Annotated in this window: 13 protein-coding genes and 3 pseudogenes; 9 read left to right on the forward strand and 7 right to left on the reverse strand. The window is 65.3% G+C overall.

The annotated features are described in order from the left end of the window. Positions 1-75: 75 nt before the first annotated feature. The 4 genes and pseudogenes from AAG689_RS15750 to AAG689_RS15765 all read right to left on the reverse strand — a co-directional run bounded on the left by AAG689_RS15750 (position 76) and on the right by AAG689_RS15765 (position 7009). A complete protein-coding gene (locus tag AAG689_RS15750) occupies positions 76-1512 on the reverse strand; it encodes an efflux transporter outer membrane subunit (RefSeq protein ID WP_406622818.1) in 1437 nt (478 codons plus the stop codon). A 14-nt stretch (positions 1513-1526) separates the two neighbouring features. Next, positions 1527-4760, reverse strand: a complete 3234-nt coding sequence (locus tag AAG689_RS15755; RefSeq protein WP_406622819.1) for an efflux RND transporter permease subunit — start codon at positions 4758-4760, stop codon at positions 1527-1529. A 30-nt stretch (positions 4761-4790) separates the two neighbouring features. Continuing rightward, complete coding sequence (locus AAG689_RS15760) at positions 4791-6038, reverse strand: efflux RND transporter periplasmic adaptor subunit (protein ID WP_406622820.1); 1248 nt, start codon at positions 6036-6038, stop codon at positions 4791-4793. 123 nt (positions 6039-6161) lie between these two features. Further along, a pseudogene (locus AAG689_RS15765) lies at positions 6162-7009 on the reverse strand (alpha/beta hydrolase). A gap of 164 nt (positions 7010-7173) precedes the next feature. On the opposite strand from AAG689_RS15765, the gene AAG689_RS15770 reads away from it, so the two are divergent. The 3 genes from AAG689_RS15770 (at position 7174) to AAG689_RS15780 (ending at position 8954) form a co-directional block, all read left to right on the forward strand. Beyond that, positions 7174-8088: a LysR family transcriptional regulator gene (locus AAG689_RS15770; protein WP_406622821.1), complete on the forward strand. Its 915-nt coding sequence runs from the start codon at positions 7174-7176 to the stop codon at positions 8086-8088. Positions 8089-8188: 100 nt separating this feature from the next. Further along, a complete protein-coding gene (locus AAG689_RS15775; RefSeq protein ID WP_406622822.1) occupies positions 8189-8461 on the forward strand; it encodes a VF530 family DNA-binding protein in 273 nt (90 codons plus the stop codon). A gap of 148 nt (positions 8462-8609) precedes the next feature. Next, entirely contained in the window at positions 8610-8954 is a 345-nt protein-coding gene (locus tag AAG689_RS15780; RefSeq protein WP_406622823.1) for a hypothetical protein, read from the forward strand. On the opposite strand, the gene AAG689_RS15785 is transcribed toward AAG689_RS15780, so the two are convergent. From AAG689_RS15785 to AAG689_RS15795, 3 genes and pseudogenes are all read right to left on the reverse strand, one after another. Further along, complete coding sequence (locus AAG689_RS15785; protein ID WP_406622824.1) at positions 8955-9935, reverse strand: alpha-E domain-containing protein; 981 nt, start codon at positions 9933-9935, stop codon at positions 8955-8957. Position 9936: 1 nt separating this feature from the next. Further along, a pseudogene (locus AAG689_RS15790) lies at positions 9937-11449 on the reverse strand (circularly permuted type 2 ATP-grasp protein). A 321-nt stretch (positions 11450-11770) separates the two neighbouring features. Next, positions 11771-13366: pseudogene (locus AAG689_RS15795) on the reverse strand (DNA internalization-related competence protein ComEC/Rec2); the annotation flags it as partial. 418 nt (positions 13367-13784) lie between these two features. On the opposite strand from AAG689_RS15795, the gene AAG689_RS15800 reads away from it, so the two are divergent. The 6 genes from AAG689_RS15800 to AAG689_RS15825 all read left to right on the forward strand — a co-directional run bounded on the left by AAG689_RS15800 (position 13785) and on the right by AAG689_RS15825 (position 20831). Beyond that, positions 13785-14927: a tyrosine-type recombinase/integrase gene (locus tag AAG689_RS15800; protein WP_406622825.1), complete on the forward strand. Its 1143-nt coding sequence runs from the start codon at positions 13785-13787 to the stop codon at positions 14925-14927. A 115-nt stretch (positions 14928-15042) separates the two neighbouring features. Further along, the gene (locus AAG689_RS15805) at positions 15043-16599 is read left to right on the forward strand and encodes a hypothetical protein (RefSeq protein WP_406622826.1); all 1557 of its coding nucleotides are present in this window, start codon (positions 15043-15045) and stop codon (positions 16597-16599) included. Next, on the forward strand, positions 16596-18464 hold the full coding sequence (locus AAG689_RS15810) for a hypothetical protein (RefSeq protein WP_406622827.1): 1869 nt from the start codon (positions 16596-16598) through the stop codon (positions 18462-18464). Before AAG689_RS15805 ends, AAG689_RS15810 begins: the two co-directional genes overlap by 4 nt. A gap of 22 nt (positions 18465-18486) precedes the next feature. Beyond that, complete coding sequence (locus AAG689_RS15815; RefSeq protein WP_406622828.1) at positions 18487-18843, forward strand: TetR family transcriptional regulator; 357 nt, start codon at positions 18487-18489, stop codon at positions 18841-18843. 43 nt (positions 18844-18886) lie between these two features. Then, entirely contained in the window at positions 18887-19477 is a 591-nt protein-coding gene (locus AAG689_RS15820) for an HAD domain-containing protein (protein WP_406622829.1), read from the forward strand. Positions 19478-19535: 58 nt separating this feature from the next. Continuing rightward, the gene (locus AAG689_RS15825; RefSeq protein ID WP_406622830.1) at positions 19536-20831 is read left to right on the forward strand and encodes an endonuclease/exonuclease/phosphatase family protein; all 1296 of its coding nucleotides are present in this window, start codon (positions 19536-19538) and stop codon (positions 20829-20831) included. The last annotated feature ends 290 nt before the right edge of the window (positions 20832-21121 follow it).

Genomic DNA, 21121 nt, shown 5'->3' on the forward strand with positions numbered 1-21121 from the left:
CGCATCGGCGGCAGCGGGCACTATAGAACGCATCACCCGTCCATGCAGACCCACGCCCGCAAATCCCTGCCTGCCTCAGCCGGCGCTGTCCCAGCCCCCGCCCAGCGCACGGATCAGCCCCACCGTGGCGGTGTACTGCGCGGTGCGCACCTGCAGCGCCTGGCGGCGGTTGCGCAGCTCGCTGCGGCGCGCGTCCAGCAGTTCGAGCTGGCTCACCAGGCCGTTGCGGTAGCGCGAGTCCGACAGCTGCGTGGCGCGGGCGGCCGACTGCACGGCGCGGCCTTGCGCCTCGGCCTGGCCAGCCAGCAGGCGCAGCGCGCTGAGCTGGTCCTCCACCTCGCGGAAGGCCGTGAGCACCTGCCCGCGGTGCGCGGCCAGCGCCCCTTCGAACCGGGCGCGCGCGCCCTCTTCCTGCGCGGCGCGCTGGCCGCCGTCGAAAATCGGCAGCGACAGCAGCGCGCCGATGCCCCACGAACGGGCCGACCACTTGAACAGGTCGCCGAGCTCGGGCGACGCATAGCCGCCATTGCCGGTCAGCGTGATGGCCGGGAACCACGCGGCCTGCGCCACGCCCACGCGCGCCTGGGCGGCCAGCACCGAGGCCTGGGCGGCGGACACGTCGGGCCGGCGCGCGAGCACCGTGCCCGGTACGCCCGGGGGAATCACGGGCAGCGCGGCGTCGCCCGCCGCCGGCGGCACCGCGAAGCCGCTGGCCACTTCGCCCACGAGCACGGCGAGCGCATGGTTCAGCAGCGCCTGCTGGCGCTCCAGCGCGAGCGCCTCGGACTCGGTGGCCGCCACCTCGGTCTGCACGCGGGCCAGGTCCAGCTCGGCCACGTCGCCCGCCTGGTAGCGGCGCTGCGTGAGGCGCAGGGTGCCCTGGTAGGCGGCCAGGCTTTCATCGACCAGCGCGCGTTCGGCCTGCACGGCGCGCAGCTGCAGGTAGGTCTGCGCCACGTCGGCCTGCACCATGAGCAGCGTGCTCTGCAGGAGCGCGTCGCGCGCCTGCGCATCGAGCCGCGCCGCGTCGCTGGCCTGCGAGAGCCGGCCGAACAGGTCCAGCTCGTACGACACGTTGAGCCCTGCCGTGGCCAGCGTGGCGGGCTCGGCACTGCCCGTGGTGGAAGCGCCCGCCTGGCGCGACACGCCGGCGGAGGCGCCCACCTGCGGCGCCCGGTTGGCGTCGGCCGAACGCAGCAGCGCCCGCGCCTCGGCGAGCCGCGCCGCGGCCTCCTGCACGGTGGTGTTGCCGCTGCCGGCGCGCTCGACCAGGCCGCTGAGCACCGGGTCCTGGAAGCCCAGCCACCAGGCGCCGCGCGGCTGGGCCTCGGCGGGCGGCGCGGTGGTCCACGCCGCGGCGCCGTCCACCGCACTGAACGCGGCCGGCACGGCCACGCCGGCATGCTCGGGCGGCGGCGCCAGCGGGGTGCCCATGCAGCCGGCCAGCACCAGGGCGGCGGCGAGCGGCGCCAGCCGCGCCAGGGAGGGAGGGGAAAACATCGTCGTCGTCATGGCAAAACTCCTGCTCATTCGTGCTGCCCGCGCGGCGCGGCCAGCACGGGGTGGGCCCCGGCGCCGGGGCCGGCTTCTTCCGTCAGCGGCGCCGTGTGGCTGCCGTGCTGCTGCAGCGGCCGGTTGCCGGCCATGCGGCGCAGCGCCACGTAGAACACAGGCGTGAGGAACAGGCCAAAGGCCGTCACGCCGATCATTCCGGCGAACACCGCCACGCCCATGGCGCTGCGCATCTCGGCGCCCGCGCCGGTGGACAGCACCAGCGGCAGCACACCCATCACGAACGCCAGCGAGGTCATGAGGATCGGGCGCAGCCGCAGGCGGCTGGCCTCGATGGCAGCCTGCACCGGCGAGCGGCCGGCGAATTCCAGTTCGCGCGCGAACTCCACGATCAGGATGGCGTTCTTGGCCGACAGCCCCACGAGCACGATGAGCCCGATCTGCGTGAACACGTTGTTGTCGCCGCCCGAGAGCCACACGCCGGTCATGGCGGCCAGCAGGCCCATGGGCACGATCAGGATGATGGCGATCGGCAGCGTGAGGCTTTCGTACTGCGCGGCCAGCACCAGGAACACCAGCAGGATGGCGATGGGGAACACCAGCACGGCGGAATTGCCAGCCAGGATTTCCTGGTAGGTCAGCTCCGTCCATTCGAAGGAGATGCCCTGCGGCAGCGTCTCGGCGGCGATGCGCTCCACGGCCGCCTGCGCCTGGCCCGACGACCAGCCGGGCGCGGGCCCACCGTTCACGTCGGCGGCCAGGAAACCGTTGTAGCGCATGGCGCGCTCGGGGCCGAAGCTGGGTTCGATCTTCATCAGCGCCGACAGCGGCACCATCTCGCCCGTGGCGGAGCGCACCTTGAGCTGGGCCACGTCCTCGGCCCGCGCGCGGTAGGCCGCATCGGCCTGCACGCGCACGCTGTAGGTGCGGCCGAACCGGTTGAAGTCGTTGGCGTACAGGCTGCCCAGGTAGATCTGCAGCGTCTCGAAGATGTCCGTCACCGGCACGCCGAGCTGGCGCGCCTTGGTGCGGTCGATGGCAGCGTAGAGCTGCGGCACGTTGACCTGCCAGCTCGTGAACAGGCCGGTCAGCTCGGGCGTCTGGTAGGCCTTGGCCATGAAGGCCTTCACGGCCGCGTCCATGGCCTCGTAGCCCAGCGATGCGCGGTCCTCGATCTGCAGCTTGAAGCCGCCCGTGGTGCCCAGCCCGGCCACCGGCGGCGGCGGAAACATGGCGATGAACGCGTCCTGGATGCTGCCGAACGCCTGGTTGAGCTGCCCGGCCACCGCGCCGCCGCTCTGGTCGGCGCGCGTGCGCTCGGCGAAGGGCTTGAGCGTGGCGAACACGATGCCGGCGTTGGAGCTGTTGGTGAAGCCGTTGATCGACAGGCCCGGGAAGGCGATGGCGTCCTCCACGTTGGGGTTCTGCTTCATGATCTCGCCCATGCGGCGGATCACGTCGTCGGTGCGGTCCAGCGTGGCGCCGTCGGGCAGTTGCGCGAAGCCGATCAGGTACTGCTTGTCCTGCGCGGGCACGAAGCCGCCCGGCACGGCCTTGAACAGGCCCCAGGTGACGCCCACCAGCGCGAGGTAGACGGCCAGCATCAGCGCCTTGCGGCCGACGACGCGGCGCACGCCGCCGCTGTAGGCCTCGGAGCCGCGGTGGAATACGCGGTTGAAGCGGCGGAAGAAGCCGCCGAACACACGGTCCATGCCGCGCGTGAGCGCGTCCTTGGGCTCGTGGTGGCCCTTGAGCAGCAGCGCGCTCAAGGCGGGCGACAGGGTGAGCGAGTTGATGGCCGAGATCACCGTGGAGATGGCGATGGTCACCGCGAACTGGCGATAGAACTGCCCCGTGAGCCCGCTGATGAAGGCCAGCGGCACGAACACCGCCACCAGCACCAGCGCGATGGCGATGATGGGACCGGACACCTCGCGCATGGCGCGGTAGGTGGCCTCGCGCGGGCTCAAGCCCGCCTCGATGTTGCGCTCCACGTTCTCCACCACCACGATGGCGTCGTCCACCACGATGCCGATGGCCAGCACCAGGCCGAAGAGCGACAACGCGTTGATCGAGAAGCCCAGCAGGTGCAGCACGGCGAACGTGCCCACCACCGACACCGGCACGGCCAGCAGCGGGATGATGGAGGCGCGCCAGGTCTGCAGGAACAGGATCACCACGATCACCACCAGCGCCACGGCCTCCAGCAGCGTCTGGATGACGGACTTGATGGACGCCCGCACGAACTGCGTCGGGTCGTAGGCGATGCGGTATTCCACGCCCTCGGGCATGCTGCGCTGCAGTTCCGCCATGGTCTGGCGTACGTTGGCGGAGATGTCGAGCGCGTTGGAGCCCGGCGCCTGGAACACGCCCATGCCCACGGCCGGGTCGTTGTTGAGCAGCGAGCGCAGCGAGTAGTCGGCCGCGCCGAGCTCCAGCCGGGCCACGTCGCGCAGGCGCGTGATCGCGCCGTCGGCACCGGTCTTGACGATGATGTCGCCAAACTCATCTTCGGTCGTCAGGCGGCCCTGCGCGTTGATCGACAGCTGCATGTCCACGCCCGGCAGCCCGGGCGACTGGCCCACCACGCCGGCGGCGGCCTGCACGTTCTGGCCGCGGATGGCGGCCACCACGTCGCCGGCCGAGAGGCCGCGCTGCGCCACCTTCTGCGGATCGAGCCAGGCGCGCATCGAATAGTCGCCGCCGCCGAAGATCTGCACCTGGCCCACGCCCTGGATGCGCGCGAGGCGGTCCTTCACGTTGAGCACGGCGTAGTTGCGCAGGTAGTCGATATCGTAGCGGCCGTTGGGCGAGACCATGTGCACGACCATGGTCAGGTCCGGCGCGCTCTTGACGGTGGTGATGCCGAGGCGCCGCACCTCCTCGGGCAGGCGCGGCTCGGCCTGCGAGACGCGGTTCTGCACGAGCTGCTGCGCCTTGTCGGGATCGGTGCCCAGCTGGAAGGTGACGGTGAGCGTCATCACGCCGTCGGTCGTGGCCTGGCTGCCCATGTAGAGCATGCCCTCCACGCCGTTGATGGATTCCTCCAGCGGCGTGGCCACGGTCTCGGCGATCACCTTGGGACTGGCGCCGGGGTAGGTGGCGCGCACCACCACCGAGGGCGGGGCGACCTCGGGGTACTCCGAGATCGGCAGCGCGCGCAGCGCGATCAGGCCGGAGAGGAAGATGAGCACCGACAGCACGCCCGCGAAGATCGGGCGGTCGATGAAGAAGCGGGAGAGGTTCATGGTGTTCTTGTCTTTCTAGCCACGGCGCGCTCAGGCGGCGGGCTGCCTGGGCGTGGCGCGCGCCTGCGCGCCCTCGCCCGCCAGTTCGGCCTTGGCGGCCATGGGCACGTCCTGCGGGGCGACCTGCGCGCCGGGGCGCACGCGCTGCAGGCCGTTGACGACGATGCGCTCGCCTGCCTTCAATCCGGAAGTGACGATGCGCAGCCCATCCACGGGCGCGCCCAGCTGCACCTCGCGGTACTCGGCCTTGTCGCCCTCGCCGACCACCATCACGAACTTCTTGTTCTGGTCGGTGCCCACGGCGCGCTCGTTGATCAGCACGGCCTGCGTGCTGCGGGCCTGGCCCATGCGGATGCGCGCGAACTGGCCCGGCATGAGGGCGCCGTCGGCGTTGTCGAACACCGCCCGCACGCGCACCGTGCCGCTGCGCGCATCCACCTGGTTGTCGATGAGCTGCAGGTGCCCCGCGTGCGGCGTGCCGCCCGTGGTGCCCGTGCCCATCTGCACCGGAATGCTCTCGATCGCGGTGCGTGCGCTCTTGCCGGAGCGCAGGCCTTCGAGCGCCCGCGCGACGATCTGCTCGTCGGTGTCGAAGCTCGCGTAGATCGGGCTCACCGAGACCAGCGTGGTCAGCACCGGCGCGCCGGCGCCCGAGGCCACGAGGTTGCCCACGGTGACCTCGATGCGGCCCACGCGGCCCGCCACCGGCGCGCGCACCTGCGTGTAGCCCAGGTTCAGGCGCGCGGTCTGCAGTGCGGCCTGCGCGGCGCGCAGGTTGGCGTCGGCCTCGCGCTGGGCGTTCACGCGCTCGTCGTGCTCGCGCTGGGCGATGGCGCGCTCCTCCCACAGGCGCGCGGCGCGTTCCATCTCGCTGCGCGTGTACGACACGCGGGCCTGCGCCGCGACGACCTGCGCCTCGGCCCGGTCCACCTCGGCCGCGTAGGGCGCCGGGTCCACGGTGAAGAGCAGGTCGCCCTGCTTCACCAATGCCCCTTCGCGGAAGTGCACGGCCTGCACGGCACCGGGCACGCGCGGGCGGACGTCCACGCGCTGCACGGCTTCGAGCCGGCCGGAGAACTCGTCCCACAGGGCGATGTCCTGCTGCAGCACCGCTGCCACGGAGACGGGAACGGCGGGGGGCGCGGCACCTTCGGCAGGCGCTTCGGCATGCGAGCTCTGCAGCCCGAAGACCGCGCCGCCGGCGGCGGCGATGGCGGCGGCCGCACCGGCGGCGGTCCACCAGCGGCGGCGGGACGATGAGAAAAGTGGCGAGTTCATGGTGATTCCTCCGTGTCTTCCAAATCAACGAAATGCGGTAAATGCAGGCAACGCTCCTCCCTCCGGCACGGAAGGCCGGAAAAGCAAGCAGGAGAAAAGCGCCGGCTGGTGTAAGGCGGGGTGTCAGGCCTCAGACATCGCCGAGGGCGGACATCGGGTGGCCTCGAAGAACAGACGGAACTGCTCCTGCACCTGCCCTGCGCAGGGGCAGGCGTTCGTCCCAGGCTGCAGCAACGCCTCGGGCCACTGTTCCACCTGCGTGAAGATGTGACGCGTGACGGAAAGCCCGGCCGCCTCCAGCCGCGCGGCATAGGCCAGGGCCTCATCGCGCATGGGGTCTGCGTCGCCCACCAGCACCAACGTGGGCGGCAGGCCCGCCAGCCGCTGGGCGGTGCCGGGCACGGCGTACGGGTGCTCGGCATCGCGCGCGCAGCGCAGGAACTTGAGCCAGCCGTCGGCCCACTTGCACGCCGTGGATTCGCCCGTGGCCGCGCGCAGCGACGGGGTGCCCACGCAGGGTCGAGCATGGGCGACAGCAGGATCTGCCCTGCCAGCGGCGGATGCGACTGGTCGCGCGCCATCAGGCACACGCCGGCTGCCAGGTTGCCCCCGGCCTCCTCGCCCGCCAGGTACACGGGCGCGCCCTGTCCGGCCAGCCGCGTGCGGTGCTTGAACGCCCACTTCAGCACCGCGTAGCCCGTCTCCAGCGGCTGGGGGAACGGGTGCTCGGGCGACAGCGGATAGGCCACCGACACCACGCGCGCGCCAGCGCCCTCCAGCAATCCGCCCACGGTGCAGCCGTTGTCGAGGTCGCCCGACACGAACGCGCCGCCGTGGAAATGCACCACCAGCGGCAGCACCTCGCCAGCCGTCTTGCGGCCATACATGCGCACGGCGACTTCATGCCCCTTGGCCACCTCGATGGTGGCGTCGGTGCAGACGGATGGCGATGGCGGTTGGATGATGGACATGGCGTGGACCGGCAGAACCGGGTGATGGAAATGTAGGCGCGCGGCCGCCCACGATAAACCAGCCAAACGCCGCCGCAGTGTTTCCAATTGCCGAACAATCGGCACCCCATGTGCGTGTGAAAATTCTTCGGTCCCCTTCGATGGGGACAGAGGAAGGAGAGCACATGGACCAGATACAGGCCATGCGCATATTCGCGCGGGTGGTGGAAGCCGGCACGTTCACGCGCGCAGCCGATTCGTTGCAATTGCCCAAGGCCAGCGTGACCAAGCACGTGCAGGCCCTCGAAGCGCGGCTGCGCGTGAAGCTGCTCAACCGCACCACGCGCCGCGTCACCGTCACCGCCGATGGCGCGGCCTACTACGACCGCACCGTGCGGTTGCTGGCCGACTTCGACGACATCGAGGCCAGCATGGGCCAGGCCCGCGCCAGCCCGCGCGGGCGGCTGCGCGTGGACGTGGGCACCTCGGTGGCGCGGCTGCTCATCGTGCCGCGCCTGGCGCAGTTCCAGGAGCGCTACCCCGACATCCAGATCGACCTGGGCGTGAGCGACCGCACCGTGGACCTGATCGGCGACAACGTGGACTGCGTGATCCGCGGCGGCGAGCTGGCCGACCAGTCGCTCGTGGCGCGGCGCATCGGCAACCTGGAGTTCATCACCGTGGCCGCGCCCGGCTACCTGGCGCGGCACGGCACGCCGCAGCATCCGCTGGACCTGGAGGGAGGCCACAAGAGCGTGATCTATTTCTCGCCCGTGTCCGCGCGTCGCTATCCGCTCGAATTCCACCGGAATAGCGAAGTGATCGAAATTTCCGGCCCCTCGCAACTCGCCGTCAACGAGAGCAACGCCTACGTGAACGCCCTCGTGGCGGGCCAGGGCGTGGGGCAGATCACCACCTTCCAGGCGCAGCAGCACGTCGAGCGCGGCGAGCTCGTGCGCGTCCTCGACGGCTGGTCGCACCCGCTGCTGCCCGTCTACGTCGTATACCCACCGAACCGCCACCTGAGCGCCAAGGTGCGCGCGTTCGTGGACTGGACCGCGGAGCTGTTCGCGGGCGAGCCGCAGCTGCAGCGGCGATGACGGCCCGCAAGCTCCCCTTTAATAGCTGGTAGCGCTTATCCAGCAAGCGCTGGAGTCCATTTTGGCTTGAGGCCCAGCCATGGGCGTATGCTCGCCGCCCATGACCGATGCCTCCCCATCTCCCGCTTCGCTGCCCCCGGCTCAGCCCCGCAATCCGCTGCACGGCATCACGCTGGAGGCGATGGTGGTCGCGCTGCAGCAGCATTTCGGCTGGGACGGGCTGGCGAGCCGCATTCCCGTGCGGTGCTTCCAGAACGATCCGAGCGTCGCCTCCAGCCTGCGGTTCCTGCGCAAGACACCCTGGGCGCGCGAGAAGGTCGAGGGCCTCTACCTGTTCATGCTGCGCGAACAGCGGCGTAACGCACGGCGCTGAGCCGCGAGCGTTCGCGCCCCGTGCGCAGCAGCTCGCGCACGCCGGCGGCCGGTTCGTCGCAAACGGCTGTGACGCAGCGGCGTGCCCCGGCACAGTGGCGCCACGGACGGCATGGTGCCGCCGGCAACGCCTCTTCAGGAGCATCGTCATGAACACCTTCACGCTTCCCTCCCAGGGTCTTTCTGCCCGCCGCGCCATCGCCGCCGCCATTGCCGTGCTGGGCTTCGCAGCCGGCGCCGGCGCGCAGGCCCAGCCCCCCCACGCACAAGCCGCCACGCAGGCGCAGCAGGTCCAGGCGGCCACGGCATCTGCCGGCCGCACGCGCGCCGAAGTGATCGCGGAGCTGGAGTGCGCGCGCGCATCGGGCGAACTGGAAGCCTCGGTGCTGCGCACCTACAGCCTGGTGGTCGCGCCGCGCCCCACGGGCGCGCCCTGCGGCCAGAGCGGCACCCTGGCCGCGCTGGACAGCGCACAGGACGCCGCGTCGCGCTGATCAGTGCGGCGACGGCACGAGAAAGTCGCGGCTGATGCCGGCGCCCAGTTCGTTCACCCGGTCGAGGAACTGGGTGAGGTAAGCATGCAGGCCGGTGGCCAGGATCTCGTCGATGCGGCCATAGCGCAGGTCGGCCAGCAGCCGGCCGGCCTTGCGCTGCGTCTCGGCCGACTGGCCGTTGGAGACGACGGCGAGGTTGTCGGCCACCTCGTGCAGGCTGGCATGCAGCGAGCGCGGCATGTCCCGGCGCAGCATGAGCAGGTCGGCCACGCGCTCGGGCGTGATCACGTCGCGGTAAACCTTGCGGTAGACCTCGAAGGCCGAGACGCTGCGCAGGATGGCGCTCCAGTGGTAGAAGTCGGCCTCCGGCGTGGCGCGCCGCGCGCCGTTGCCAGCCTCGCGCGCCGTGCCGTGGAAGTCGCTCTGCACCGCGTGGAACTTCACGTCCAGCAGGCGCGCCGTGTTGTCGGCCCGCTCCAGAAAGGTGCCCAGGCGCAGGAAGTGGAAGGCCTCGTCCTGCAGCATGGTGCCCAGCACCACGCCGCGCGAGAGGTGCGAGCGGTACTTCACCCATTCGAAGAACTGCCCCGGGTCACGCTCGAAACCATCGCCCTTGAGCAGGCGGCAGAGTTCCAGCCAGGTCTGGTTCTGCGTTTCCCAGACCTCGGTGGTGAGCGCGCCGCGCACGGCACGCGCGTTCTCGCGCGCAGCACGCAGGCAGGAGACGATGGACGACGGGTTGCCGTCGTCGCGCACCATGAACTCCAGCACGCCCGCGGGCGTGATCTCGCCATAGCGCGCCGTGTAGGCGGGAATCAGCTCGCTGATGGACAGCAGCCCCTTCCAGCCCTCCTGGGCCATGGCGGCGGACTGCGGCAGGAGCGAGGTTTCGTAGCTCACATTCAACATGCGGGCGGTGTTTTCTGCCCGTTCGGTGTAGCGGGACATCCAGAACAGGTGATCGGCGGTGCGGCTCAGCATGTCAGTTTCCTCCCTGCGATTGCGTCATGCCGCCCATGGACTGCGATTGCAGCGGCGGGCGCGGCGCCGTCCTCTCCCAGCACCCAGGTGTCCTTGGTGCCACCCCCTTGCGAGGAGTTGACGACCAGCGACCCTTCCTTGAGCGCCACGCGCGTGAGGCCGCCGGCCACCATCTGCACCTTCTGGCCCGAGAGCACGAAGGGCCGAAGGTCGATGTGGCGCGGCGCGATGCCCGACTCCACGTAGGTGGGACAGCTCGACAGGCTCAGCGTGGGCTGCGCGATGTAGCCGGCCGGGTTGGCCAGCAGCGCGGCGCGGAAGTCCTCGATTTCGGCTTTCGTGGCCGCGGGGCCGATCAGCATGCCGTAGCCGCCCGCGCCGTGCACTTCCTTGACCACCAGTTCACCGAGGTGGTCGAGCACGTATTTCAGGTCGTCGGGCCGGCGGCACATCCAGGTGGGCACGTTCTGCAGGATGGGCTCTTCGCCGAGGTAGAAGCGGATCATCTCGGGCACGTAGGGGTAGACGGACTTGTCGTCCGCGATGCCCGTGCCCACGGCGTTGCAGATGGCGACATTGCCTGCGCGATAGGCCTGCATGAGGCCCGCGCAGCCCAGCGTGGAGGTGGGACGGAACACCTGCGGGTCGAGGAAGTCGTCGTCCACGCGGCGGTAGATGACATGAACCGGCTGCAGGCCGCGCGTGGTGCGCATGTAAACGAAGTTGTCCTTGACCACGAGGTCCTGCCCCTCGACCAGCTCCACGCCCATCTGCTGCGCGAGGAAGGCGTGCTCGAAGTAGGCGCTGTTGTACATGCCCGGCGTGAGCACCACCACCGTGGGGTCGGCGCTGGACGTGGGGGCGCTGGCGCGCAGCGTGTCCAGCAGCAGGTCGGGGTAGTGCGCCACGGGCGCAACCCTGTGCATGGAGAACAGCTCGGGGAAGAGCCGCATCATCATCTTGCGGTTCTCCAGCATGTACGACACGCCCGAGGGCACGCGCAGGTTGTCCTCCAGCACGTAGTAGATGCCCTCGCCGCCCTCGCCCGGCGCGCGCACGATGTCGATGCCCGCGATGTGCGCGTACACGCCCTGCGGCACGTCCAGACCCTCCATCTCGGGGCGGTACTGGGCATTGCCCACGATCAGGTCGGCCGGCACGATGCCCGCGCGGATGATCGACTGCCCGTGGTAGACGTCGTGGATGAATCGGTTGAGCGCCGTCACGCGCTGCACCAGGCCCTGCTGCATGCGGCGCCACTCGTGGCCGGGAATGATGCGCGGGATCAGGTCGAACGGGATCAGCCGCTCGGTGCCGGCGCCGTCCTCGTCCTTGGCGCCGTACACCGCGAAGGTGATGCCGACGCGGCGGAAGATCATCTCGGCCTGGGTGCGGCGGGCCTGCATGGCCTCGGTACTCTGGCGCGACAGCCACTGGCCGTACCGCCGGTAGTGCGCACGCACGTCGCTGCCTTCCGTGGGCAGCATGGTGTACATCTCATCGAACTTCAACATGGGCGTGCCTCCTGTGCACAGGATAGCAAGCCCCGCGCCAGGTCTGCCGGCCTCAGAGCGTGTTCAAAGCCTTTTCATGATGCCCGCAAGGCAGCAGAAAGCTGCAATCTAGGCGCGCGCCGCAGGCCATGCTGGTGGCCTGGACAAGGTGCGCAACGACGAGTGCGGCTTTCTGCTGCCTTGCCCGCAGGGTTGCCCCGCCAAGGGGGCATCTGCCGCGTTGCAAATGCTCTCCGGGCCACCAGCCCGGCTGCGCTTTGCGCCTAACAGCTGCCCCCTTGGCGGGGCAACGGGCGTCATGAAAAGGCTTTGAACACGCTCTCAGTCCGCAGCGGGGCGGTGGTGCCAGTAGCGCTGAGACGCCTGGCGTTCGCAGCGCACCGGCTGCAGCCCTGCCGACGACCACGAGGCCGCACCACACCAGGGCGTCTGCACCACGGGGATGCCGCGGTCCGCATAGCGCTGCAGCACAGGCGCCGCCGGATGGCCGAAGCGGTTGCGGTAGCCCGCCTGCACCAGCGCGGTGCGGGGATGCACCGCATCCAGGAAAGCGTCGCTCGACGAGGTCTTGCTGCCGTGATGCGGGACGAGCAGCAGGTCGGCCGCCAGCGGCGCGCCGCCGGCCACCAGGGCCTGCTCCTGCGCACGCTCGATGTCCCCCGCGAGCAGCGCGGAGGCGCCCTCGCCCCCGCCCTCCGCGGCAGCCGTGACGCGCAGCACGCAGCTCTGGGCATTGGGCCGGGTAGCCGGCGCACCCGGGGGTGGGTGCAGCACCTCGAAGCCCACGCCGTCCCAGTGCCAGCGCTGCCCTGCGACGCAGGGCTCTACCGCATGCAGCGCCTGCAGCGGGTGCCCGGCCTCGATGGAGCCGCGCAACTGCGCCTGCGGGTGCTGCGCCAGCACCGCGGCGGCGCCGCCCGTGTGGTCGCTGTCGCCATGGCTCAGCACCAGCATGTCCAGCCGCTCGCCCAGGGCCCGCAGCAGCGGCACGAGCACGCGCTCACCGGCATCGCTGTCCTGGTGGTAGCGCGGGCCCGCGTCGTAGATCAGGGTATGTCGCGCGGTGCGCACCAGCACCGCCTGCCCCTGTCCCACGTCCACGGCCAGCAGTTCGAACTGGCCGGCATCGGGCCGCGACGGCTGCCACCACAGGGCCGGCAGCACCAGCGGCAGGCCCAGCAGGCGCGCGCGCCAGGGCAGGCGCAGCGCCAGAATCACGCCGCCCACCACGGCGGCTGCACCCGCCCACAGCGGCGCCATGGGCAGCGCGGCCTGCGCCCACGGCCATGCGGCCAGCCAGTGCAGCAGCGCCGACAGGCCCTGCACGCACCACGCCGCCGCCTGCCACAGCGGCGCCCAGAGCACGCCCGCCAGCGCGAGCGGCGTGACCACCAGCGTGGTCCACGGAATGGCCACCACGTTGGCCGCGAAGCCCACGAGCGACACCTGCCCGAACAGCAGCAGCGTGAGCGGCGTGATCGCCAGCGTGATCACCCACTGCTCGCGCAGCATGGAAAGAAATCGGGCTCCAGCGCTTATTCCACGAGCGCTACCAGCTATCGGATCAGTAGCAAACAGCACCGCCACGGCTACGAAGCTCAGCCAGAAGCCCGGCTGCAGCAGCGCCCACGGGTCCAGCGCCAGTACCACCGCGCAGGCCAGCAGCCACACGTGCGGCCACGGCCAGCGCCGCCCCGACAGGCGCAAGAGCGCCACCACGGCCAGCATGCACACCGTGCGCTGCGCGGGCACGCCCCAGCCGCTGAAGAGCGCATAGGCACCCGCCAGCAGCACGCCGCCTGCCAGCGCCGCCACAGGGGCAGGCACGGCCAGGCACAGCGTGCTGCTGCGCCGCCAGGCCCGGCCCACCAGGGCAGCGGCGAGCCAGGCGAACAGGGTGATGTGCAGGCCCGTTATAACGTGTCAATTTAGTTACTTTTAAAGTATTATTCTTGGCAATGACTTACGAAAGAGCAGCTAGGAGGGGGTCTGGGGGAGGAACACCACTAGATCCCGTGTTGTGGATATGAGAGTTCGGGCTGTGGATAACACGACGCTTGAGCGCTGGCGGCACCTGGATGCTCTAGAGGTGCTTCATAAATTCGCAGACTACGTCAAGCAGGATTGCGACTTCATGCCCAGGGAAAGGCTTGAGTCAACCCGCTGGTTCGTCACCGTTGGTGCCAATGATTTCGAACTCCTGTGTACTGGCCCCAAGTTCTGGGACGTACGAGGTCGGGTGGGTGGGGGCGGCGCTATAGATCTAGTCATGCTCTTGTGCAACACTGACTTCCGCGGAGCTGTGGTACTGCTGAAAGCAAAGGGCTTCTGATCAATGCTTCTGCTCAAAGCCACTGAAGACCTTGTGATTGGTGGCCGACCGTACACCGATTTTCCGATCCTGCTCTGGGACGACATGACCGGCTGTGAACCGGTAAACCAATTTTTCCGTCACTACCTGCTGCGCGGTCGCGTGGAATCCAAGCACACATGGGTTGCAGTTGGTCAAGCCTTGTATGACTACTTCAGCTTCCTTCAGGCAAACAACCTAGCCTGGGATGGCGCAGTGAAGGCTGGGCATAAGGACGCGGTCGCGGCCTATCGCGACTACTCGCGCGACGAAGAAAGTCATAAGCGCGCAACGCTGCGCCTACGGCTCAGCTTCATCATCGCGTTCTACGAGTACTGCGCCCGCAACGCACTTATCTCACATTTACCGTTCGCTTATGAAGCCAAGCGAACAGTGTCGCACTCCGGCTTCCTTGCACACGCAATCTCCACCACAGAGGTCGTCGGTGCGGACGTGATGCCAAAGGCAGACCACGCTCTACCTCGATTCTTGTCTCGCGAGCAGGTTCGCCACGTTCTAAGTGTGACAAAAAATCCGCATCATCAAATGATGATCCAGTTTGCTTTACAGACAGGGCTAAGACGGGCCGAGATTGCAACGTTTCCCCTGAGTGCTTTGGCCAATCTTCAAGGGCTAAAGACGCGAAATGTGAAGGTCGAACTTGATCCGGCAGCTGGCGAAGGGCAGAAAACAAAAGGCCGCCAGCGCCGTACCGTATGGCTGCCCGTTCCCCTGATGCAGGATCTGCACTACTACGTAAAACACTACCGTGATGAGCGGGCGAGACTCTCGACCACGATACACAAGCCGCTTTTTCTGAATTCGATGGGACGCCCGTTCGCAGAAGATGGCAAGGCGCTAAGCCGACTCTTCAGGGAAATCGGGGACAAGGCGGATGTGCACCTGCATCCTCACCTGCTACGCCACACGTACGCTACGCACACTCTGGTGGCTCTGCAACGTAATCCTCAACTCGGGATCGATCCGCTGGTATTCCTACAACGGCAGTTGGGACATGCGTCGATCAATACCACGATGGTGTATTTGCACATCGTTCAGGAGATGGCCGACGATGCCGTTCTGCAGTACCACGACGAACTCTCGCTGTGGGGGGAGGATCTCGAATGAACAAGCGGAAGGTATTTGGCCAAGCAGATCTAACGGCGCCAAGCATAGGCAGTGCCCAGCAGATTCCATTGGCCGCCCCTTCAGGCCGACAAGCACTCGGGTGAGATTCCCAAGCTTGGCCCCTAACCACAAGAACTATCACGACTTCGCAGAGTGGTACGGCCTCGGTATCGATGAGATCACGTATGCGTGCCAGGAACAGGTTACTAGACTCCTTGCAAAGCAAGACGCCGATGTTCAAGTATTAACCGTGGTGACCTACTGCACAGGCCTTAACCTCTTCCTAGAATACGTGGCTTTCTGCTCCCAAACTTACGAACGGGAAATTGGCCTGAAAGACATTAATCGGGATTTGATAGATGGCTTCCTGCTCTTTTTAAGAGCACGGTACTCTTCAACCGTTACTCAGAAGGGGTACTACTACTCCTCTAAGGCTGTTCTGCTTGCACTTGGCCGTCGCGGCCTGATACGAATTGAAAGTAAGGGGGATGACGCCACTTTCCCACGTAACCCATTTCCAAACAACGACCGAGCGGTGGTTGGTGAACAGCCCTACTCGCCCAGAGAACGCAAGGCGGTCGCAATCGCACTGAAGCACTCGATCCAACCACTATTCGCAAAAGACGTTGTCGTCACTTCTAAGTTGCTCACCAGCGCACTGTTGATTACGGCCTTGTATACGGGACGAAATACGATTCCGTTACTTGAAATGGCGCCACAAGCCTTGGTCGATCACCCGAAGGGCGACCGAGCGTTCCTCTTTCTGCATAAGCGGCGTGGTCGTAGGATCTACAAGGCAGCACTCAAAAAAGACCTACCCACTGGAACCCGCCAAGATGTCGCAGCAACGGCTGGCAACGGCATCGAACGGATGTTGCGTCGGGTAATCGATCTCACCGAGCCCTTGCGGCTGGATGCCCCGGAAGGTCTGCGCAACCGGGTCTGGGTATTCCGCTCCCAGCGGGGCACACGCTTGGGCAAGATGATCGGCGAGGTTATAGCACTGACGCCCAACTCAATGGGGCGCAACGCTATCGCGCTTGCCGAAGAATATGATTTGCGTGATGACGATGGCAACAGGCTGCGGATCAACGTAAGCCGTTTGCGCAACACATTCGTCAACCGCGTATTTGAGTTGCTGGATGGCAACATAGCCTTGACCGCCATTGCAGCCGGCAACACACCACGCGTCGCAGGCATCAGTTATCTCCGCCCAGGGCATGAGGCCAAAAAGAACTGGCGCTTCATGGGAGAGATTCTGGTCGAGGAACTCAAAACAAACACCATTGGCGCGACGGAAAAGACCCCGTCGGGCGGCTGCAGCGACAACCGCACCGGAGAATACGCACCATCCAGTGCTGACGCCGTTTGTACAAGCTTTCTGAACTGCGTGCGCTGCCGCAACTACGTAGTTACGGGGGATGATCTCTACCGGGTATTCTCTCTCTACTGGCGTGTACTAGCCGAAAGGGATCAGGTTGCGCCGCGCCAGTGGAAACAGCAGTTTGCTCACATCGCCCGCATCATTGACCGCGATGTCGTACAAGCAGGCTTGGAACGAGGCGTATTTAAGCAAAAGGATGTGGATGCAGCTCGTGATCGCGCTCGCGTTGAGCCACACCCCTTCTGGAAGGCAACTATGCCGCTGGATCTCTTCAAGGCAACTTCATGACCTACGCCGCACGCACCCAGCAGTACGTGAACCAGCCTGCCGATGTTCGCTCGCTGAGCGAATCGGAACGAGACGAATTAATCATCTCCATGAACATCGTGGACGGCGAACCGATAGTCCTAAGCCGTTATGGAGACGATACTTGGTTGGCTCCGAGCCGGATCACCAATTTGCGGGTTTCGTCCACTTCGCTGCGGTTTCTAATGCTTCCTAAGGAGTTTCGGGCAGTATCCAAGGCTGTGATGTACCGTTTCTCGCGACGAGGGCTAGACGGACGCAAGCCACCCGTACAAAGCCGCCAGGTTACCGCCTTGGCGAATTTCAAACCGTTCCTGCAACACCTTTGCCACCTCGGCATCCATCGGCTCTCGGACACGACACCACTCGCATGCTCGACATATGTTCAGGCGGCTCGGGAGCGGCGTACGCGAGGAAAACTCAACAAGCCCTCAGGCTTGATGCAATTATTTCTCGCAGTAGAGGTTCTCTACGAACTTAGTCAGTTCACGGACGATCCCATGGCGTGCCACCCGTGGCCCGACTCATCAGCCTCCCATTTGGCAGGGCTCACGGGTGCCGGTCGCGAATTGAACAGGGGTGGCAACACGCCCCTGATCCCTGACAGCATTTTCTGCAAATTGTTTCAGTACGCCTGGAACATTGTGGAGCACGCTGATGAACTGTTAGACCTGAGTGATGAAATCCATCGCGTTGGTCGCACCCATGCAGGTAAACATGACGCCACGATCTGGAAGTACAAGAAGGATCGACTTCAGCTGGCAGGATTCACTGGTGCATTGGACAGTTTCAACGGGAAAGTGATAGAGATTCGGACTGCGTGCTACGTGGTGATCGCCAGCCTGTCTGGATGTCGCAATCACGAAATCGCCTTCATCCAGACGGGTGCTTGCAAAAAAGAAATTGATCGCGATGGCAACGTCATCTGGTGGCTACACTCAAAATCGACAAAAACGGGAGCAGGCAACACGCGGTGGATGGTCCCCGAAGCAGTCGTTAAGGCTGTCAAGGTAATGGAGCGTTGGGCGCGACCGCATCAGAAGGCGGTGACCGAGGAAATCCAACTGCGCAGAACTAAAAACCCAAAGGATCCGGAGATCGCGGAGGCGCTTCTGCACTCCAATGCGCTTTTCCTCAGTACAGCCCGAGACAAGGTCAGGCGAACCGTAGCGTTGACGACCTGGAACTTCCGCCTGAAGAAGTTTGCGTCCGACGTTGGCGTGGACTGGAACTTAGCGACACATCACTTCCGCCGCAAGTTCGCCAACTATGCGGCGCGCAGCCGCTTCGGCGACCTCCGGTATCTACGTGAACACTTCAAACACTGGTCCCTGGACATGACCCTCGCATATGCCATGAACGGACTGATGGAGGTAGATCTGTTCATGGAAATCAATAGCGAACTTGACGACCTGAAGGAACAAACGGTGTCCAACTGGTTGACCAGCGATACGCCGTTGAGTGGTGGTTATGGCCGCAATCTTGCTATCTGGCGCGGCACAAAACCAATCACGCTGTTCCGAGACCACGCACACATGGTGCGCTCAATAGCGAGGAGCACGGCGTTACGTAGTAATGGGCAAGCCTTCTGTACTGCAGACGACAGCATGTGTGTCGGGAACCGCCTTGAGCGCACCAGGTGCAGTGACTGCAGCAACGCCGTCATCGACGACAGGCACGCCGCTGTCTATCAAGGCCTTTATGATCATTTGGGGGAGGTTCTCAATTGTGACGACATCGGCGAAGGTGGCAGGGCCCGTATCCGTCGCGACCTTGACCGCTGCCAGGCCGTAATGACCGATCTTGGTTTCAAACCCGCTGAAAAAAATGCCCCAAACGCGACTTAGCCACAACGCGCGGGAAAAGCAGTTGATGCTCGCGCTGCATCGGATACAACACGGGCGTGCACATACGAAAGTCACAGAAATCACTTTCTTGAACGTAGCTGAGGAAGCTGGTGTATCCGCGGCGCTCATTCACAACAACCACGCGACCACGGTAGGCGTAGCAATCCGGGAAGCTCAGGGCCGTACATGGAAGCAGGCGCGCGATGCAATGCGCCAGGAAATAAAGGACTTGAAAGCGCAAGCACGTGAGTTCCAAAAAGAACTCAAGCTCGTCAAGGAACAACGCAGGAAGCTAGCTACCCTGAACGAAGTCCTGACACGCGAAAACGAAGTGCTGCGAGCTGTCAAGGTTGGGCATGTCACGGCTCTGCGCAGATAGCTGTCTTAACGACTGTCCATCCCGGCTACCTGAAAATGCCCGCATGACAAGCACGTCCGCAGGCATCTCGGCTCCTTACATCCCAGCCTCTTCGCCTCGCAGCGCTGACGTAGTTTTGTATCTTGACCTCGATGGCGTAGTTCACCACGAAGCCGTGCTTTGGCATCCCCACCGTGGCATCTACATGAGTCCATACGAGGCGACTGGTCACGCCTTGTTCGAGTGGCTCCCTCTTTTGCAAGAAGAACTCGCCCCGTACCCGCAAGTCAGCCTTGTGCTCAGCAGTACCTGGTGCATCCGCCCCGGCTATTCCAAGACGCTGCAGCGCCTGCCGGAGCAACTGCGGACCCGTTTCATCGGTGGCACTTTCCACAAGCGTGTCCATGGCGCGGATCCCTGGCTCCTGGCGAGCTTTCGAAGCACTTCGCGTGGCCAGCAGATCCTGGCAGACGTGACACGCAGAAAGCCCAGGCAATGGCTGGCCTTGGACGACGACATTGAGGACTGGCCCACCTCTATCCAGGATCACCTGGTGGCGTGTGATGGCAGGGCAGGACTTTCCGATCAGCAGACGCGCCAAGCGCTCCGAAACATGCTGCAGAAATGTCACACGGCGTTGGTGAGCAACCGATAAACAGTACCCGTCATCTCCAGACCTGCGACGAATAGAAAGTTTTTTCGAGGAGGAGTCCATGAACCGCATTCACGCTACGACTTGCGCAGCATTTGTCATCTTGTCCACGTTCCTCTCCGTGCCAGCATCGGCCGAGACCTTGCGCATTGCAACCTGGAATCTTGGCTGGCACGTCGCGAGCGACGAGGTGCCCGCCTGGATTGCCCAATGCGACAAGTCCTATGTCAAGAACCGGGCGACTAAGGTTTGGGACCTCGCGGCCGAGGGCACGCCCGGTGCCAAGCGCGGCTGGGAGATCACTGAGTCCCGCGCCACCCTGGAAGGGGTGGATCTGTCGGTCATGCCGCCATGCAGCGTGTACCAGACCGCCAACCGCAAGGGTATTGCAATCACACCTGGTGCATACGCCAAACGTGGTCAGCAGCTCAGCCAGCTTCTCACACGCGAGGTGCGGCCTGACGTGATCGCGTTCCAGGAGGTGTCGGGAACCAAGGCCGTGGTCGAAGCGCTCGGAGCAGCCGCCAGCGATTACAACGTGTGCTCGTTCGACGGCAAGTACAAGATTCAGCGCCTGGCGTTCGCCTGGCGCAAGAAGTTCGGTGACGCTGCCGAGGCCTGCCGAGAGGTTCACGAGGTGTCGCTGCCTGAAGTACTTCCCAAAGATCAAGTACGACCGGCGTACACCGTCACACTCACTCTGAATGGCAAGAATGTGCGCTTCCTCACGGTCCACCTCAAGTCGAGCTGCGTCAGCCCTCTCGACAGGAATCCGCGTCGGCTCGACGATGAGTCCGTAGCAGCCTGCGCCGTTCTACAGCAACAGGTGCGGCCTCTCGAAGTTGCATTCGAGAAGCTTGGCCAGGGTGTGGATCACTTCGTGGTGCTGGGCGACTTCAACCGCAATCTGGCACACGAACTGAACCAGGTTTCCGGTGCCGAGCCGGTTCGAAGTGATCAGGCCACTGATCTCACAACACCACTGGCGACAGGGGTTCGCACCCGCAACCTGCTCTTGGAAATCAACGATGGTCAGCCGGTGTCGTCCAAGGCCGCGCTGCTCATGCCCCAGTGCCCTGGCTCTGCGGAGCTTGAAGCTGCTTGCGAAATCTCCAAGACGAACATACCCACCGCCGAGCAGCAAAAGCTCCTCAGCGGAAAGGCGGGCCTTGGGTGCCGGAACCCAATCGGCCTGGATCACATCCTCGTGTCACAGAGCCTGGCAACCGCCGTGTCCAGCACGAGCAAGATCGGGATTGGGGTCTTTGGTGGTTCGCTACCGCCAACGGCCAATCGACCCGATCCCCTGCTCGCTGTTTCGGACCACTGCCCATTGGTGGCTGAGATCCAGTTGTAGCAGCCATCCACTGTTGATCGGCTACCTGAGCGTCAGGATAGCCACTGCGACGACGGAGCCTTGGGTCGAAGCAAGTTAACTGTCGTTTTCCGCAAAAACGACAGTTAACTTGCTACTGCTTACGTTGAAGGCATCCATGGTTTTCGCTGTTCGTTGCTGCGTATTCTGGACATACTCCTCGCATGAAGCAATGGGTGATGGTATGCGAACGCTTTTTCTGGATTTCGATGAAGTGCTCCATCCAAAGTTCTGTCGCGAATCCAAGCACTTCACGTTTCTCCCCAACTTTG

Source organism: Acidovorax sp. SDU_ACID1 (assembly GCF_045291395.1).
Lineage (GTDB): Bacteria > Pseudomonadota > Gammaproteobacteria > Burkholderiales > Burkholderiaceae_C > MR-S7.

Excerpts from the sequence above, each read along its gene's own strand:
- AAG689_RS15750 (WP_406622818.1), bottom strand. The coding sequence starts at position 1,512 with ATGACGACGACGATGTTTTCCCCTCCCTCCCTGGCGCGGCTGGCGCCG.
- AAG689_RS15755 (WP_406622819.1), bottom strand. The coding sequence starts at position 4,760 with ATGAACCTCTCCCGCTTCTTCATCGACCGCCCGATCTTCGCGGGCGTG.
- AAG689_RS15760 (WP_406622820.1), bottom strand. The coding sequence starts at position 6,038 with ATGAACTCGCCACTTTTCTCATCGTCCCGCCGCCGCTGGTGGACCGCC.
- AAG689_RS15770 (WP_406622821.1), top strand. The coding sequence starts at position 7,174 with ATGGACCAGATACAGGCCATGCGCATATTCGCGCGGGTGGTGGAAGCC.
- AAG689_RS15775 (WP_406622822.1), top strand. The coding sequence starts at position 8,189 with ATGACCGATGCCTCCCCATCTCCCGCTTCGCTGCCCCCGGCTCAGCCC.
- AAG689_RS15780 (WP_406622823.1), top strand. The coding sequence starts at position 8,610 with ATGAACACCTTCACGCTTCCCTCCCAGGGTCTTTCTGCCCGCCGCGCC.
- AAG689_RS15785 (WP_406622824.1), bottom strand. The coding sequence starts at position 9,935 with ATGCTGAGCCGCACCGCCGATCACCTGTTCTGGATGTCCCGCTACACC.
- AAG689_RS15800 (WP_406622825.1), top strand. The coding sequence starts at position 13,785 with ATGCTTCTGCTCAAAGCCACTGAAGACCTTGTGATTGGTGGCCGACCG.
- AAG689_RS15810 (WP_406622827.1), top strand. The coding sequence starts at position 16,596 with ATGACCTACGCCGCACGCACCCAGCAGTACGTGAACCAGCCTGCCGAT.
- AAG689_RS15820 (WP_406622829.1), top strand. The coding sequence starts at position 18,887 with ATGACAAGCACGTCCGCAGGCATCTCGGCTCCTTACATCCCAGCCTCT.
- AAG689_RS15825 (WP_406622830.1), top strand. The coding sequence starts at position 19,536 with ATGAACCGCATTCACGCTACGACTTGCGCAGCATTTGTCATCTTGTCC.